The sequence below is a fragment of the Nonomuraea sp. NPDC051941 genome (assembly GCF_044593615.1).
Map to the genome: position 1 here is coordinate 25,691 of NZ_JBIUCF010000006.1, position 16,165 is coordinate 41,855.

The 16,165-nt window shown below is 69.3% G+C and carries 10 protein-coding genes; 7 read left to right on the forward strand and 3 right to left on the reverse strand.

What is annotated here, in order from left to right:
* Positions 1-16: 16 nt before the first annotated feature.
* Entirely contained in the window at positions 17-1,594 is a 1,578-nt protein-coding gene (gene aceB / locus ACIHFD_RS12995) for a malate synthase A (protein WP_397366992.1), read from the reverse strand.
* 153 nt (positions 1,595-1,747) lie between these two features.
* Here aceB and ACIHFD_RS13000 point away from each other — a divergent pair, with 153 nt between their 5' ends.
* From ACIHFD_RS13000 to holA, 7 genes are all read left to right on the forward strand, one after another.
* The gene (locus ACIHFD_RS13000) at positions 1,748-2,440 is read left to right on the forward strand and encodes a DUF4097 family beta strand repeat-containing protein (RefSeq protein WP_397366993.1); all 693 of its coding nucleotides are present in this window, start codon (positions 1,748-1,750) and stop codon (positions 2,438-2,440) included.
* Positions 2,441-2,524: 84 nt separating this feature from the next.
* Positions 2,525-3,943 carry a GTPase HflX gene (gene hflX, locus ACIHFD_RS13005; RefSeq protein ID WP_397366994.1) on the forward strand — a complete coding sequence of 473 codons (1,419 nt, stop codon included), beginning with the start codon at positions 2,525-2,527 and terminating at the stop codon, positions 3,941-3,943.
* Between the two features lie 626 nt (positions 3,944-4,569).
* Complete coding sequence (gene hutI / locus ACIHFD_RS13010; protein ID WP_350724877.1) at positions 4,570-5,778, forward strand: imidazolonepropionase; 1,209 nt, start codon at positions 4,570-4,572, stop codon at positions 5,776-5,778.
* Positions 5,779-5,792: 14 nt separating this feature from the next.
* Positions 5,793-6,605, forward strand: coding sequence for a DegV family protein (locus tag ACIHFD_RS13015; protein ID WP_397366996.1), 813 nt, complete (start codon positions 5,793-5,795; stop codon positions 6,603-6,605).
* A 1,353-nt stretch (positions 6,606-7,958) separates the two neighbouring features.
* Positions 7,959-8,372: a helix-hairpin-helix domain-containing protein gene (locus ACIHFD_RS13020; RefSeq protein WP_397366997.1), complete on the forward strand. Its 414-nt coding sequence runs from the start codon at positions 7,959-7,961 to the stop codon at positions 8,370-8,372.
* A gap of 838 nt (positions 8,373-9,210) precedes the next feature.
* Positions 9,211-11,631: a ComEC/Rec2 family competence protein gene (locus ACIHFD_RS13025; RefSeq protein ID WP_397366998.1), complete on the forward strand. Its 2,421-nt coding sequence runs from the start codon at positions 9,211-9,213 to the stop codon at positions 11,629-11,631.
* Between the two features lie 314 nt (positions 11,632-11,945).
* Positions 11,946-12,917, forward strand: a complete 972-nt coding sequence (gene holA, locus ACIHFD_RS13030; protein ID WP_397366999.1) for a DNA polymerase III subunit delta — start codon at positions 11,946-11,948, stop codon at positions 12,915-12,917.
* A 430-nt stretch (positions 12,918-13,347) separates the two neighbouring features.
* Here holA and ACIHFD_RS13035 read toward each other — a convergent pair whose 3' ends face one another.
* Positions 13,348-14,892: a serine hydrolase domain-containing protein gene (locus ACIHFD_RS13035; protein WP_397367000.1), complete on the reverse strand. Its 1,545-nt coding sequence runs from the start codon at positions 14,890-14,892 to the stop codon at positions 13,348-13,350.
* Between the two features lie 215 nt (positions 14,893-15,107).
* Positions 15,108-16,157 (reverse strand): FAD-dependent monooxygenase, encoded by a 1,050-nt coding sequence (locus tag ACIHFD_RS13040; RefSeq protein WP_397367002.1) that lies wholly within the window; start codon positions 16,155-16,157, stop codon positions 15,108-15,110.
* Positions 16,158-16,165 lie beyond the last annotated feature (8 nt).

Genomic DNA, 16,165 nt, shown 5'->3' on the forward strand with positions numbered 1-16,165 from the left:
CCTCTTTTTCCTAGTTCTACGGCATTTGAGCATAGGCGGGAAGCGTCAGGAACTCGGCGAAGTCGTCGTCCAGCGCCACCTGCTTGAACAGCGCGGTCGCCTGACCGTACAGCTTCTCGTCGTGGCCGGGCTCCTCGGCGATACTGGCGAGCTCCTCCGCGATGATCTGCTCGACCAGTTCCTTCGTCACCTGGGCGCCCGTGTCGGCGAGCGTGATGTCGTTGTGGATCCACTGCCAGATCTGCGAGCGCGAGATCTCGGCGGTGGCGGCGTCCTCCATGAGGTTGTGGATCGCCACCGCGCCCAGGCCGCCCATCCAGGCGGCGAGGTAGCGCAGCGCCACGTCCACGTTGTTGCGCAGCCCGGTCTCGGTGATCTCGCCCGGGGTCTCGGAGACGGCCAGCAGCTCGGCCGCGGTCACGTTGACGTCCTCCCGCAGCCGGTCGAGCTGGTTGGGCCGCGACCCCAGCACGCCGTCGAACACCTCACGGCACACCGGCACCAGGTCGGGGTGCGCCACCCACGAGCCGTCGAAGCCGTCGCCCGACTCGCGCGTCTTGTCCGCCCGCACCTTCTCCAGCGCCACGGCGTTCACCTCGGGGTCGCGCCGCGAGGGGATGAAGGCCGCCATCCCGCCGATGGCGTGCGCGCCGCGCTTGTGGCAGGTGCGCACCAGCAGCTCGGTGTACGCGCGCATGAACGGGGCCGTCATCGTGACCGCGTTCCGCTCGGGCAGCAGGAACTCGCGGCCCCGGGTCCGGAACTTCTTGATCACGCTGAACAGGTAGTCCCAGCGGCCCGCGTTGAGGCCCGCCGAGTGGTCGCGGAGCTCGTACAGGATCTCCTCCATCTCGAACGCGGCCGGGTAGGTCTCGATGAGGACGGTCGCCCTGATCGTGCCGTGCGGGATGCCGAGGAGCTCCTGAGCCCTGGTGAACACGTCGTTCCAGAGCCGCGCCTCCAGATGGGACTCCATCTTGGGCAGGTAGAAGTACGGCCCCTTGCCCTTGTCGATCTGCCGCTGGGCGCAGTGGAAGAAGTAGAGCCCGAAGTCGAACAGCGAGCCCGAGACCGGCTGCCCGTCCACCTGCGCGTGCTTCTCGTCCAGGTGCCAGCCGCGCGGGCGCACGACGACCGTGGCCAGCTCGTCGTCGGGCCTGAGCGCGTACGACTTGCCGCCGGTCTCGAAGTCGATCGCGCGGTCGAGCGCGTCGCGCAGGTTGAGGTGGCCGCTCACGCAGTTCTCCCAGAGCGGCGAGTTGGCGTCCTCGAAGTCGGCCAGCCAGACCTTGGCGCCGGAGTTGAGCGCGTTGATGGTCATCTTCTTGTCGACCGGGCCGGTGATCTCCACCCGGCGGTCCTCCAGGCCGGGCGCGGGCGGCGCGACCTGCCAGTCGGCCTCCCTGACCTGTTTCGTCTCCGGCAGGAAGTCGAGCAGGCCGCCCGCGGACAGCTCCGCCTGCCGCGCCTGACGGGCCTCCAGCAGCTCCAGCCGCCTGGCGCCGAACTCCCCCTGGAGAGTCGCCACGAAATCGAGCGCCTCAGGAGTGAGGATCTCGTCGAACCGGTCGAGCATCGGGCCGGTGATCTCCATGGGGTGCCTTTCCGCTTCGTGGAAAATGACTTCTGGATTGTGGAAGTGAAGTTACTCCCCTGGTAGTCCCGGGTCAAAGGTTGGGGTTCCTTCGGGGAGTCGTCGGGGGCATCCCCGATGTGGCCGGGGTTCTTCCCGGACAGGATTGGGGGCATGAAGACCATCGCGATCGCGGGCGGGCTGCTGGCCTCCGCGCTGATGTTGACGGGGTGCGGGATGGCGAGCATCGCCGGCCCGAGCAGCGAGGAGACCGCGTCGTACGAGGTGACGGACAAGGTCGTCAGGCTGCAGGTCAAGAGTGGCGCGGGCGATACCGAGGTGACCGAGACCGGCGGCAGCGCCGTACGCGTCACCGAGACGCTGCGCTGGCGCGGCGACGACAAGCCGAAGCCGGAGCACAGCGTCGAGGGCGACGCGCTGCGCCTCTCGTACGACTGCCCGTCGAGCCTGGGCAGCTGCAGCGTCGACTACAAGATCGAGATCCCCAAAGGGCTGACCGTCGACCTGGACAACGGCTCGGGCAACGTCACGCTCAGGGGCCTGACCGGGGAGCTCGGCATACACGTCGGCTCCGGCGACCTCGACGCCGCGGAGCTGGCGGGCAAGAAGGTCGTCGCGGAGGCGGGGTCCGGGAACATCGAGCTCAAGTACACCGCCGTGCCCGGCAGCGCCGATCTGCAGGCCGGCTCCGGGGACATCGTGCTCCGCGTGCCCGACGGGGCCTACGACGTGAAGACCCAGGTGGGGTCCGGCGACGCGAACGTCTCGGTCAAGAAGGACAGCTCCTCGCCCCACAAGATCTCGCTCAAGGCCGGATCCGGCGACGTCACGGTGGCTGCCGGATAAGGGGGTGATTGTGGCGGGGGTGTCGTGCCACCATCGTGGGAAGACACCGAGGTGTCCAGACGTTCCCTAATAGAGATGACACGAATGCACGATTACACCGCGCTCGACCTCGACGAGTTCGAGACCGGCGACATGGACCTCGAGGAGCGCCAGGCGCTGCGCCGCGTGGCGGGCCTCTCCACCGAACTCCAGGATGTCTCCGAGGTCGAGTACCGGCAGCTGCGGCTGGAGCGGGTCGTCCTCGTCGGCGTCTGGACGTCAGGCACAGTGGACGACGCGGAAAACTCCCTGCTGGAGCTCAAGCTCCTGGCCGAGACGGCTGGGTCGCAGGTGCTCGACGGCCTCATCCAGCGCCGCCAGAAGCCGGATCCGGCCACCTACATCGGCTCGGGCAAGGCGCTCGAGCTGCGCGACGTGGTCGAGTCGACCGGCGCCGACACCGTGATCTGCGACGGCGAGCTGACCCCCGGCCAGCTCCGCCAGCTCGAGGAGACGGTCAAGGTCAAGGTCATCGACCGCACCGCGCTGATCCTCGACATCTTCGCCCAGCACGCCAAGAGTCGCGAGGGCAAGGCCCAGGTCGAGCTGGCACAGCTCCAATACCTGCTGCCCCGCCTGCGCGGCTGGGGTGGCAACCTGTCCAGGCAGGTCGGCGGTCGCGCCGCGGGCGGCGTCGGCATCGGCGGCCGTGGCCCCGGTGAGACCAAGATCGAGCTCGACCGGCGCCGCATCCGCGAGCGCATGGCCAAGCTGCGCCGCCAGATCGGCGGCATGTCCACCTCGCGCGACACCATGCGTTACCAGCGCCAGCGGCGCGAGGTCCCCGCCGTGGCCATCGCCGGCTACACCAACGCGGGCAAGTCCTCGCTGCTCAACCGCGTCACGGGAGCCGGGGTGCTGGTGGAGGACGCGCTGTTCGCCACCCTCGACCCGACCGTACGCCGGGCGCGCACGGCCGAAGGCCGGCTCTTCACGATCGCCGACACCGTGGGCTTCGTGCGGCACCTGCCGCACCAGCTCGTCGAGGCGTTCCGTTCGACGCTGGAGGAGGTCGCCGAGGCCGACCTGATCCTGCACGTGGTGGACGGCTCCCACCCCGACCCCGAGGGCCAGCTGGCCGCCGTGCGCGAGGTGCTCGCCGACATCGAGGGCGCCTCCGGGATCCGCGAGATCGTCGTGATCAACAAGGCCGACGCGGCCGAGCAGGACGTGATCGACCGGATCATGCGGCGCGAGCGCGACTGCGTCGTGGTGTCGGCGCGGACCGGCCGTGGCATTCCCGAGCTGATGGCGGTCATCGAGCGGGAGCTGCCCCGGCTGGACCACGAGATCCAGTTGCTGGTGCCGTACAACAGGGGAGACCTGATCTCCCGGGCCCACAAGGAGGGCGAGGTGCTCTCCGTGGAGCACGTGGAGGACGGCACGATCCTGCACGCCCGGGTGCTGCCCAGTCTGTGGCAGGAGCTCGAGCGGGTCGGCAAGCCCGTGGAGCGGGTCTTCTAACCCTCCGGTCACCCCCCGGTTCCGTCGTTGCGGCCGGGCGACTCCCACACAAGCGGTACGGTGGGGTCGCCCGGCCGAGCACGTCCGGGCGGGACTGCCGTGACAGTCGGCGAACGATGACACCGGTCGGGCGCGACGGCGGCGTGTGGCAGGCTGGAACGTCGGCGGCGAACGTTACGTTGTGGGGTGGCCCTCGCCGCAAAGCGCTCATGGCTACCCAAAAGCGGCAGTGGTCCCCGAACCCTGGGATTGCTAGAATCGGCCAGACCCCTTACGCGGTCGGGTTTCTAGGGTTGGGTCTAGGTTTCGGATGATGACTCTTGTGATCAAAGTCGTCAACGGGGGCCTTGGGGACGAGGTGGGGCTGGGTGACAGCTGGGATCAGTGGTCTTTCTTCCGAATAACCCTGTACAGCAAGCCCAGCTGTGAAATAACGTAACTGAACTGAAATCGCCGGATCATGACTCTGGCGATACGGTCACCGCACAACTCGATGCGGATGAGAGCAGGAGACCCCCCATGTCGTCCGGACCCGGAGCGGACTCAGTGGGCGCGGCACAGCCCCTGAGCTGTGCGCTGCGCCCATGCCGGTGCGCGGGTGGGGGCTCACGCAGGGCGGTGATGCGGTGACCGTTCGACTGCTGACCAACATCGGCCGCCTGTGGACCGGTAACGAGGTCCTCAGCAACGCCGCCATCCTCGTGCACAACGACCGCATCGCGTGGGTCGGGCGCGCGCCCGACCTCCCGCAGAGCGTCCCCGGAGTCGTCGACGACATCGTCGACGTCGACCACGTCGAAAACCTCGGCGGCGCGCTCGTCACGCCCGGTCTCATCGACGCCCACACCCACCCCGTCTACGCCGGCAACCGCTACGCCGAGCTGGCCATCCGCACCGGCGGCTCCAGCGCCGCCTCGATCACCGCGGCGGGCGGCGGCGTGGGCTCCACGGTCACCGTGACCCGCGGCACCGACCCGTGGACCCTGTGCAACGGCGTGCGCGAGCGGCTGCGGGGCTGGCTGCTCAGCGGCACCACCACGGTCGAGGCCAAGACCGGCTACCACCTCACCCGCGACGGCGAGCTGGCCGACGTGCGGCTCCTGCGCGAGCTGGAGAAGGAGCCGATGATGCCGCGGGTGCACGTCACCTTCCTGGCGGCGCACGTGGTGCCACCCGAATACTTCGGCCGCCAGCGCGAATACGTCGAGGCCGTGGGCGCCTGGTGCGCCGACGCCGCCGCGGCGGGCGCCGACAGCGTCGACGTCTACTGCGACGAGGGCCACTTCACCACCGAGGAGTCCCGCTGGGTGCTGGCCTCGGGCCGCAACGTCGGGCTCCTGCCGCGCATCCACGCCGGCATCTTCAGCCGCCGCGGCGCCGTCCAGCTGGCCGCCGAGCTCGGCTGCGCCTCCGCCGACGGGCTGCACCACATGTCGGACGAGGACATCGCGATCATGTCCCGCTACGGCGTGCCCGCCGTCGTCTGCCCGGCCACGGCCCTGCAGCGCGGCCACCTCCCGCCGGTCCGTCAGATGATCAAGCACGGCGTCCAGATCGCCCTCGGCAGCGACCACAACCCCGGCTTCTGCGGCATCACCTCGATGTCCCTGGTCATCGCCATGGCGGTGTCGGCGTTCGGGATGAGCGTCAACGACGCCCTGCGCGCGGCCACCCTCGGCGGCGCCACCGTCCTGGGCGCTCCCGACCGCGGTGTCCTGGCGCCGGGCCGGCTGGCCGACATCGTGCAGTGGGACGCCGACCACGAGGGCGCCTTCGCCTGGTCCTTCGGTCTCAAGCCGCGCCGCGTGTGGCGGGGTGGGACGCCGGTCCAGTAGTTACGCTCGGGGTTATGCCGCCCTCGGTCGCCGTGGTCACCGACTCGACCGCCTACCTACCTGCCGTGCCGGGTGTCACGGTCGTCCCCGTCCAGGTGATCGCCGGCGGGGTCTCGTACGACGAGCCGCTGTTCACCGGCGACCTCACCACGGCCGCCACCTCCCGCCCCGCCCCGGAGAGCTTCGTCTCCTGCTACGCCTCCCTGGCGGCCGCGGGCGCGACAGGAATCATCTCGATCCACGTTTCCCGCGATATGTCCGGCATCGCCGATTCCGCCCAGACTGCCGCGTCCGATGCGCCCGTGCCCGTGGAAGTGATCGACAGCCGCTCGATCGCCATGGGCCTCGGCTACCCGGTCCTGGCCGCCGCCCGCGCCGCCGCTCGCGGAGCCGCCCTGGAGACGGTGACGGCGGCGGCCCGCCGCTGCATGGAGACCACCCGGACGTTCTTCTACGTGGACACCCTCGACGCCTTACGACGCAGCGGCCGCATCGGCACCGCCGCCTCCCTCGTTGGCTCGGCCCTCATGATCAAGCCACTGCTCCACATCGTGGACGGCCGCATCTCGCTCCTGGAGAAGGTCCGCACGTCCTCCCGCGCCATCGCCCGCCTGGAGGACCTCGCCGTCCACGCTGCGGGCGAGGGGCCTGTGGAGGTGGCCGTCCAGCACCTCGGGGCGAGCGACCGCGCCGAGGCTCTGGCAGAACGCCTGCCGAAGCGGCTGGCCGGGCTGGTGGAGCTGCGGGTGGTGGAGGTGGGGGCAGTGATCGGCGTCCACGTGGGGCCCGGCATGCTGGGCCTCACGGTCACATCCGGCACCCCCTGACCCTTTGCCGAGGCCACACGCACACCACCTTGCCTGAGGGACCGATACCCCCAGTCACCCAGCAGGCCCCTCACCCCTTGAAGCCCAGCAGAACCCTCAGTCCTGCGCCATCCACTCAGACCTCTTCGGCCTGCATCCCTGAGCAGCGCCCTCGGCCTTCAGCGGCGCAGCGCGCCCTCGGCCTTCAGCGGCGCAGCAGCACCCTCAGCCATCAGATGCCCAGCGGGCCCCTTAACTCTCCGAGGCCCAGCAGGACCCTTAACTCCGTGGCCCGGCATGGCTCTTCGGCCCTGACGACCAGCAGGCCCCTCGGCCTTCCGACGCCGAGCATGGCCCTCAGTCTGCGCCCCAGCATGGCCCTCACCCCAGCAACGCCCGGCACCTTCAGCCCTGCGATGCCTGGCAGAGCCGTTCGGCCCTGAGGCGGCCGAGCGCGCCCCTCCAGCCCGGCAACCCCCAGCACAACAGCCCCCCAGCCCTGCGACGCTCAGCATGACCCTTCAGCCTCTTGCGCAGTCCTTCAGTCCCCCCGCCCCCTGCCCGCATCCTCCTGAGCGCGATCCTCAACTTGCTTACGTGCACGCTCACCTTGATCACGCCGACCTGGTTGTCCACACCCCCTTCGCTCATCTCCCGCCCTATCCCCAGAACACGGTTCGGGACCTCCCCGAGAACCGCTGAGGATCTACGTTCTCAGCCGTGCGAACCCCCGACCCCACGGCGGAGCGGACCATAGCCGAGTCCCGGCTACGGTCGATCACCGCGCCGACCCGCCGCTCCCGCCGCTCTCTCGGTCGGCTCACTGGCGCCATGACCGAGCCAACGGCCGGGGCCCAGGCGCGGAACCACGCCTCAGCACACCAACCCGGACAGCCTTCAGCCGAGCCCTGTGAGGGAGAAGCTTGGGACGATGCCGCCCTCACCACCCTGCGCCAGGGAAGCCGCTGGGAGGGCCCTGCACCCGCAGCATCAGGCGAGGGCGAGGAAAGCCGCTGGAACGACACTCCCGCAAGAACGCCTCCAGAGGGACATGACCATGATGATGCCGTCACCTCACGCGCATCCCACCAAATCCCCAACCAACGATCAAACGCATCACCACCACCCGACCAAAAGCGCGGACCCGCCCCCGTACCACCCACCTTCCAGGCATTCCGCGCAGCCCTCACCTCCCAGGCCCCAGCCCTCGACCCAGGCAAGCCCGGCCTCCGAGTCCTGCTGGCCTTGGGAGCCCTCGCCGCAGCCGTAGCAGCGTTCTTCCTCTGGCGCTCCCAGCCTTCACCGGAGCCGTTGCCGCCTCCCACCCCGATCTCACACCCACCGAGGTCGCCGTCCCCGACCGCCGTCGCCAAGGTGACCGTCCACGTCACCGGCAAGATCCGCAAACCGGGCGTCTACCTACTCCCCACAGGCGCCCGAGTCACGGACGCGGTGGCAGCGGCCGGAGGAGTGTCCCGCGGCGCCTCCACAGGCGCACTCAACCTCGCCAGACGCCTGATCGACGGCGAACAGATAGTCGTAGGCACCCCCGCCGGCCAGGCAACCCCAGCCTCACCCATCACAGACCCGGCCACCACCGTGCTCGACCTCAACTCCGCCACAACCGACCAACTCGAACAACTCCCAGGAGTGGGCGAAGTCCTGGCAGCCCGCATAGCCCAGTTCCGAGACACCCACGGCGGCTTCACCACCGTCGAACAACTACGCGAGGTGACCGGCATAGGCCCACGAAAGTACGACGAACTCAAGCCAAAGGTCCGCGTCTGACATGGCCACCCCGCGTACCGACCACACCCGCCCAACACCCTCAAGCCGAGACAACACCAACTCTCCACTCGACAGCGCCCGGTCTGCCGACAGCGCCCGGCCTACCGAGGGAGCCAGCACGAACACCGGAGCCACTCGCCCCGATCCCGACACTGCCCAGCGTGAACACACCTGGCCCCTCATCCTCCCCGCACTGGCCGCCTGGGCAAGTGCCTTGGTCCTACTCGGCTGCTCCGCCCGCACAGCCCTGATCGTCACCCTGTCCACAGTCCTGACCGCTGCAGCCGTAGCCTGGCCCGCCCGACCCATACTGCGGCGCACCCGCCTCCCATCCCAGCAAGCACCCACCACCCGAACCACCCAACACAGGGACCCGGTCACCCAGTACGAGGACTCGACCGCCCGGCACGAGGATCCGGCCACCCGGTGCGAGGACTGGGCCGCCAAGCGCGGGAACGTGGCCGCCCAGCACCTCGCCAGCCGCATCTGGCCCTGGCCCACCCACTCCCCGATCTTGCTGACGAGTCTGGCCAGCAAGCTCGCCAAGCTCACGAATCGGCGTCCGTGGTCCACGGTTGGACGTTCACAGTCGCCCACCAACACCGACCACCCTGCATGGGATCCACCCTCCCCACCCGTGCGGACGTGGCGAGAACCTTGTCTCCCTTCCGACCAGACCGACCAGCATCGGAGCCCGCACCCCCAACGAGATGCACGGCGACCACCTCCCCCCACCCCCTGGCGCAACATCACCATTGCCACCCTCATCTGCGCGGCCGCTGCCTCAGCGTCGATCGCCCTCAGAGTCCACGCCCTGACCACCGGCCCAACAGCCGACTTGGCCAAGAAGAACACCTCTATCAAGGCCCAGATCGCCCTAACGGACGACCCCAAGCGCAGACAAAGCAGAAGCGGTCACTTCAACCAAGAGAGCTACGTGACCCCGGCCACCCTGGAGATCATCCAAACACCCGGCAACCGCCAGGCCGTCAACGTCCCCATCACCGTCTTCGCCAACGGACACGACTGGAGCGCACTGCTCCCCAGTCAGCACGTAGAAGTGACCGGCCGCCTGGCCAAGCCAACCCCAGGCGACCTCGTCGCAGCCATCCTCCTGGTGCAAGGTCCGCCACGAGTCCTGACACCCCCGTCCATGCTCCAAACAGCCGCGGGCAGCCTCAGATCGGGCCTACGAGCCGCCGCCGCCACCCTCCCCGCCGACCAGCAAGGCCTCCTGCCGGGTTTGGTCGTCGGCGACGTCTCACGCATGGATCCTCAAGTGTCGTCCGACCTCAAGGAGGCCGGCCTGAGCCACTTGAACGCCGTAAGCGGAGCAAACCTCGCAATCGTGGCAGGCGCCGCCCTCGCCCTCTCCCGCCTCATCGGGCTCTCCCTCCCGGTGAGGGCTGTCTTCGCTGCCATCGCGATGCTCGCGTTCGCCGTGGTCGCCCGCCCCTCGCCAAGCGTTCTACGCGCCCTCCTGATGGGCCTTGCCGCCGCCATTGCACTGGGCACAGGCCGAGCAAAGGACGGCCTCGCGGCCCTGTCGGCAACGGTCCTCCTCCTGGTGCTGTTCGCCCCAGAACTATCCCGTTCGTACGGCTTCGCCCTCTCGGTAGCCGCCACGGCCGGAATCCTCATCCTCGCCCCATGCTGGCGCGACCGCCTGTCACCCCCAAAAACCGAGGACGACACCGACAATCAGAACAACACAAAACACAGTAAGCACCCTGATCGTGACCCACAGGATGAGCTAGGTCTGCGGCGACAACACACCCCCCGCCCGGACCACAGCCTGCATGCGGATGGAAGCCTGCACCCGGACGGAAGTCCGCACCCGGACCGAATCGTGGGCCCCGACCCCGTCCTGCATCAGGACCAAAGCCTGTGCCCCGACCGAAGCCTGTGCCCGGACTTCGTCGGGCAGCCTAACGACAGCCTGCATCCAGACAACAGCCTGCGCCCGAATGCTGATCTCCAGTCGGAGCGGGCTCTGCCGTCGACGCCGGGGGGCGGCTTCAGGGTGCCGTATCGGTGGCCGCGCTGGATGGCTGAGGCAGTTGTCGTGCCGGTGGCCGCGCAGGTGGCGGTGACGCCCATTCTGGTGCTGATGTCGGGGCAGTTGACGCCCGTCGCCGTGATCGCCAACCTGCTCGTCGCCCCGGCGGTGGCCCCTGCGACGTTGCTCGGTTTCGGCGCCGCCCTGGTGGCGCCCGTATGGCCTGGCGGCGCGGAGCTTCTCGTCGTCCCGGCCGGTTACGCAGTCGGGTGGATCATCATCGTCGCCCGCTGGGCAGTGAACCTGCCTTTCGCCACCGTGCCGTGGCCAGGCGGGCTCCCGGGATTGGGGTTGCTGCTGCTCGCGGTGGCGATCGCCGTGCCGATCCTGCGGCGCAGGGCATGGAGGGCTGCGGCGGTGACCGTGGCCGGGGCGGCTTTGGCCGCCGTACTGGTGATCCGGCCCATCGTCGGCTCCTGGCCGCCCAAAGGGTGGTTGATGGTGATGTGTGACGTTGGGCAGGGGGACGGGCTCGTCGTGGCGGCGGGGCCGGGAAGAGGGATCGTGGTCGACACCGGGCCTGATCCGATCGTCATGGATCGGTGCCTGCGCAGGATCGGCGTCGACGACGTACCCCTCCTGATTCTCACCCATCCGCACGCCGACCATGTGAACGGCCTCCCCGGTGTACTCCGCGACCGGCGCGTCGGCGCCGTGGTCGTCAGCCCACAGCCCACGAACGCGCGAGCCATCGCGCATCTCTCGGCCACGCTGGCACGCCGTGGGATACCGGAATGGACGGCCTCACCCGGAACTCGGTGGCGCTTCGGCCCGTCAGAGCTGACCGTGCTGGGTCCCGATCCCACCTTGGGCGAGATGAGTGGGCAAGGGGAGGGTAGCGCGATCAACAACTCCAGCGTGGTCGTCCACGTACGCTGGCGGTCCGGATCCGTTCTGCTCAGCGGTGATCTGGAGACGGAGGCGCAGGATGAGCTGTTGCGCCGGACTGCGGTACGGGCCGACATCCTCAAGACCCCGCACCATGGGTCCAACCGGCAATCCCCGGCCTTCTTGTCGGCTGTCGGCGCACGGGCGGCCTTGATCAGTGTGGGCGCCGACAACGACTACGGCCATCCCGCCTTGTCCACGCTTGCCATCCTGCGTCGGCTGGGAGCCAGCGTCTACCGGACCGACCAGTCCGGCGACCTTGCCATCGTGGAGCGGGAGGGGCGGATGGCAGTGGTTCCCCGCGGCCCGTAGCCCCGCGGCCCGTGGCTCCGCGGCCCGTGGCTCCGCGGCCCGTGGCTCCGCGGCCCGTAGCCCCGCGGCCCGTAGCCCCTCAGCCCGTGCCCCTCAGCCCGTGCCCCTCAGCCCGTGCCCCCAGCTCGTGGCACCGTGGCAGGGACGAGCTGCGGGGGATCGTGCCTAAGGGCTGCGGGCCGGGTCTGAGGAGTGCGGGCCGGGCCTGATGGCTGCGGTGCGGGCCGGAGCTGCCAAGGGCGTCAGGGGCCGACGGCGTGTACGGGTGTGCTCCGAGTACCGGGTTGTCGGTGACGCATGGCATGCTGCCTGACATGGCGGGAACCGATCCAGCACCTGTGACCCTGGTCCTCGGTGATGAGGAGCTGCTGGCCGAACGGGCGGTGAGCAGTGTCGTCGCGGCGGCGCGGGCCGGCGACCCGCAAGCCGAGGTGCAAGACCTCATGGGCGGGAAGGTCGCGGTCGGTGAGCTGACGCAGCTGACCTCTCCGTCGCTCTTCGGCGATCGTTCCGTGGTGGTGATCCGGTCGGCTCAGGATCTTTCCAAGGACGTCATCACCGAGGTCGTCACCTATGCCAAGCGGCCCTCCGACGACACCGTGCTCGTCCTGTCGCACCCGGGCGGGGTGAAGGGGAAGGCGCTGGTCGACGGGGTGAAGAAGGCCGGGGCTACGGTGGTCACGGTCAACAAGGTCACCAAGGCGGGGGAGCGGCTGGACTTCATCAAGGGGGAGTTCAAGCGGGCCGGGCGGGGCATCTCCGGGGACGCGGCTCAGGCGTTGCTCGACGCCGTGGGCAATGACCTGCGGGAGCTGGCGGCGGCGTGCAGCCAGCTGGTGTTCGACACGGAGGACAAGACGATCAGCGCGGCCGCCGTGGCCCGCTATCACAAGGGCCGGGCCGAGGTCACCGGGTTCAACGTGGCCGACTCCGCTGTCGAGGGCCGATTGGCCGACGCGCTGGAGCAACTGCGGTGGGCTCTAGGCACCGGGGTCGCGCCCGTACTGCTGGTGAGTGCGCTGGCCGGGGGCTTGCGGTCGCTGGCCAAGGTCGGCAGTGCACCGCGCAACCTCCGAGGCGGGCAGTTGGCCAGCCATGTCGGCATGCCGCCGTGGAAAGTCGATCGGGTGAAGCGGCAGCTGAACGGGTGGGGGCCTGAAGGGCTGTCCAGGGCGATCCAGGCTGTGGCGGGTGCGGATGAGCAGGTCAAGGGTGGGGGAGCGGACCCGGCGTACGCGTTGGAGCATGCGGTGCAGGTGATCGTGGCCAGCCGCACGGGGCGGTAGCCGACAGTCGATGCCCTACCCTGGCCTCCGGCAGGCGCCAGGCCGTGGAGGTCCAGATGGGCCAGCTGTACCGACGCAGTCGTTGCTGTCGATGAGCTTGAGGCATTGCCCGAGGTCGAGGGCGTTGATGCGGGTGTCCTGGTCGTGTCGACGAGCAGGCACCCCCCGGCCGACTTCGTCCCTGACGGGTTCGTCGACCGGTTGTGCGTGCCCGGCCCGGCCTGCGCGCATGTGGACGGCCGCATTCTGGACATCCTGTTCCCTGGGCCTGAGACGTGTCCGGCCTGCGCGCAGGTGGATCGGCCACTCCGAGCTGAGTGAGCTCGGTGTGGCCGGTTGGTGATCTGCCTGATGCGCGTCCGTAGGAAGTTCACCCTCGAAGGGGTACGGGTCTGAGGGCTCGGCCCGTCGACCGAGCCGGCTCGGCCCGTCAGCCCGCGGCCTGCCCGCCGCCGAACACCTCCTGGACGAGCCGCTGTGTCGCCTGCTGGAACGCCGCTGCCATGGACAGCGCGGCGTCGTCCACGTAGTTCAGCGTGGCGGTCAAGGTCTTGCTGCCATCAGGCGTGCTGTACATCAGCGCCGCGTGACCCGCCATGCCGCCGTTGTGGGTGATGACGGTGCCGCCGCCGTCGGTCTTCTGCACGAACACGCCCAGGCCGTAGCCGGCCTTGGGCTCCGGCGTGCACATGTCGGCCAGCAGCTCGGCCGGCAGCAGCCTCCCGCCCACCAGCGCGGAGATGAACGTGTGCAGGTCGCGGGTGGTCGAGATCATGTCACCGCCGCTGGAGATCCAGGACGGGTTCTGGCGGGTGACGTCGATCGTCTTCTGCTCGCCGGCGTCCTCGTACCGGTAGTAGGCGTGCGCGTGCGGCTCGGGGATCTCCGTCTCGGTGCTCGGTGCCACGGTGCCCGACAGCCCGAGCGGTCCCAGGATCAGCCGCCGCATCTCCTCGGCGTACGAGCGGCCGGTGACCTTCTCGATCAGCAGCCTGGCCAGCACGTAGTTGGTGTTGGAGTAGCTCCAGTCGGTCCCCGGCTCGAACCGCGCCGGCTTGGACAACGCCAGCCGTACCAGCTCCTCCGGCCGGTAGGTCTTGAACCGGTTGTCCACCCACTCCTTGCCCGAGGGGGTGGCGGGAATCCCCGGCACGTACGTCCCGTCGGCGTCGAAATCGCCGGTGACGTTGAACACCCCGCTGGTGTGCTGAAGCAGCATCCGCACTGTGATCCGCCGATCCAGCCCGAACTCGGGCAGGTAGTCATCCGCGGGAGTGTCCAGCCCGATCCTGCCCTCGCCCACCAGTTGCAGCACCACGGTCGCGATGAAGGTCTTGGTGTTGCTGCCGATCCGGACGTGCCCGTCGATCGGCGGCGCGGCGGTCTCGCCGAGCCTGCTGACTCCGGCGCTGCCGACCCACTCGCCCTGCTCGTCGTGGACCCGCAGCGTCACCCCGACAAAACCGGAATCGACCATCTCCTGGATGACCTTCTGCAGCTCCGGGCGATCCTGGCCGGCAGTCGCCGTCGGCAGGGCCCCGCTGCCCCCGGCGGCCATCTCGGGCGTGGCCGAAGCGGCGTCGAGCGCTGCGGTGATCTTGCGGGCCATGTCGGCCAGGGTGGGGCTGGGCTCGCCCCGGTGGGTCCCGGCGGCGGCTTCGATGGCGACGATGACGGTGCTGCGGAAGTTGTCGGCCTCGGCCGGATCCTGCTGCTTGAGCAGGCTCATGGATGCGGTCAGGGCCGGCAGCACCTGGTCGGCGAGGGCAGCGACGGACTTGCCGTACTTGATGCCGTTGGGCGCCTTGGCGAGCACGTGTCCGACGGGGCCGGTGGCGGAGGTCAGGGCGATGGAGCCCTCGGTGGCGACCTTGTGGGCCGAGCCGGCGGCGCCGGCGGCGGACATCAGCGAGACGGCGCCCCACGCGGCGATCCGCAGGGTGGTCTTGTCCTGGTCGGTAAGGGGGATGGACATGGGGTGTGCTCCTTCAGATCTGTTACGAAATTCGATTGAACGGACGGCAAGTGTCGGGTCGCCCGAGGAGATCGCACCCGGCCTTGAGAACGCGGTCGCTGAACCGTTCATGGCGTTCACCATCGCGGACCGCTCTGATACCGATCCGTTGCTGTCCTTACGTCGCCGCTGACACGACACCGCATGGGCGATGTCGGCGGCCACGTTCCGTCCCGTCAGGCGCCGAACATCTTCGCTACCTGCGTGCCCTTGGACTGGTTCTCGGTGATGTAGGGGCGGAGCCGGCGCTCGTAGGCAGGGAATGCGACGGTGTGGTCGCCCGCCGCCTCCACCAGGCGAGTCGTCAGCAGGTGGGCGCCGATCACGGCCTGGGAGGTGCCCATGCCCGCCGTCGGTGCCGCGCAGTATCCGGCGTCGCCGACCAGGACGACGCGGCCGTGTGACCAGCGGTCCATGACGATCTGGCAGGCAGAGGAGAAGTAGAAGTCCGGAGCCAGCCGCATCTCCTCCAGCAGTTGCGGCACCTCCCACCCCACGCCGGCGAAGCGCTCGCGGACCAGGCGTTCCTGCGTGCCGCGGTCGAGCCTGTCGATGTCGGGGGAGTCGGTGGCGACCGACAGGCTCACGGTCATCCTGTCGGGGTTGCCGGAGCTGAATACGTAGACGGCCCTGCCTGGCACGCTGTACAGCAGGCCCTCGTGGTCGAGCCCCAGCCGGTTGGCTGTGGTGTAGCCGACGCCCGACATGCCCAGATGCTGCACGAAGCCGCGGTGGGGGCCGAAGACGTGGCGGCGCACGTTGGAGTAGACCCCGTCGGCCCCGATCACCAGGTCGAATCTGCCCCCGGCCGCCCTTTCGAATTCGACGTTGACGCCGTCCTCGTCCTGACCGATCGCGGTGATCGAGTCGTCGAAGACGTAGGAGACGTCGTCGGCGGTGATGCTGTGCAGGATGCGCGTCACATCGGGTTTGAGCAGCTCCAGGTCGCCGGCGAACGTCTCCGCGGGCAGCTCACCGGTTGGCTTCCCGTCGCCGTCGACCAGTGTGATCGCGCCCATCCCCGTGGCATGATCGCGCATCTGCGACAGCACGCCCATGCGGTCCAGTACGTCGATGGCGTCGCCGCGGAAGTCGACCGCGTATCCGGTGCCGCGCAGCGCGGCGGCGCGCTCCACCACGGTCACCGCGTAGCCCTGCCGATGCAGCCAGTACGCCAGCGACATGCCCGCGACACCCGCACCCGAGATCAGCACTTCTCCGCTCATATGCACTC

Excerpts from the sequence above, each read along its gene's own strand:
- ACIHFD_RS13040 (WP_397367002.1), bottom strand. The coding sequence starts at position 16,157 with ATGAGCGGAGAAGTGCTGATCTCGGGTGCGGGTGTCGCGGGCATGTCG.
- ACIHFD_RS13000 (WP_397366993.1), top strand. The coding sequence starts at position 1,748 with ATGAAGACCATCGCGATCGCGGGCGGGCTGCTGGCCTCCGCGCTGATG.
- aceB (WP_397366992.1), bottom strand. The coding sequence starts at position 1,594 with ATGGAGATCACCGGCCCGATGCTCGACCGGTTCGACGAGATCCTCACT.
- ACIHFD_RS13035 (WP_397367000.1), bottom strand. The coding sequence starts at position 14,892 with ATGTCCATCCCCCTTACCGACCAGGACAAGACCACCCTGCGGATCGCC.
- holA (WP_397366999.1), top strand. The coding sequence starts at position 11,946 with ATGGCGGGAACCGATCCAGCACCTGTGACCCTGGTCCTCGGTGATGAG.
- ACIHFD_RS13015 (WP_397366996.1), top strand. The coding sequence starts at position 5,793 with ATGCCGCCCTCGGTCGCCGTGGTCACCGACTCGACCGCCTACCTACCT.
- hflX (WP_397366994.1), top strand. The coding sequence starts at position 2,525 with ATGCACGATTACACCGCGCTCGACCTCGACGAGTTCGAGACCGGCGAC.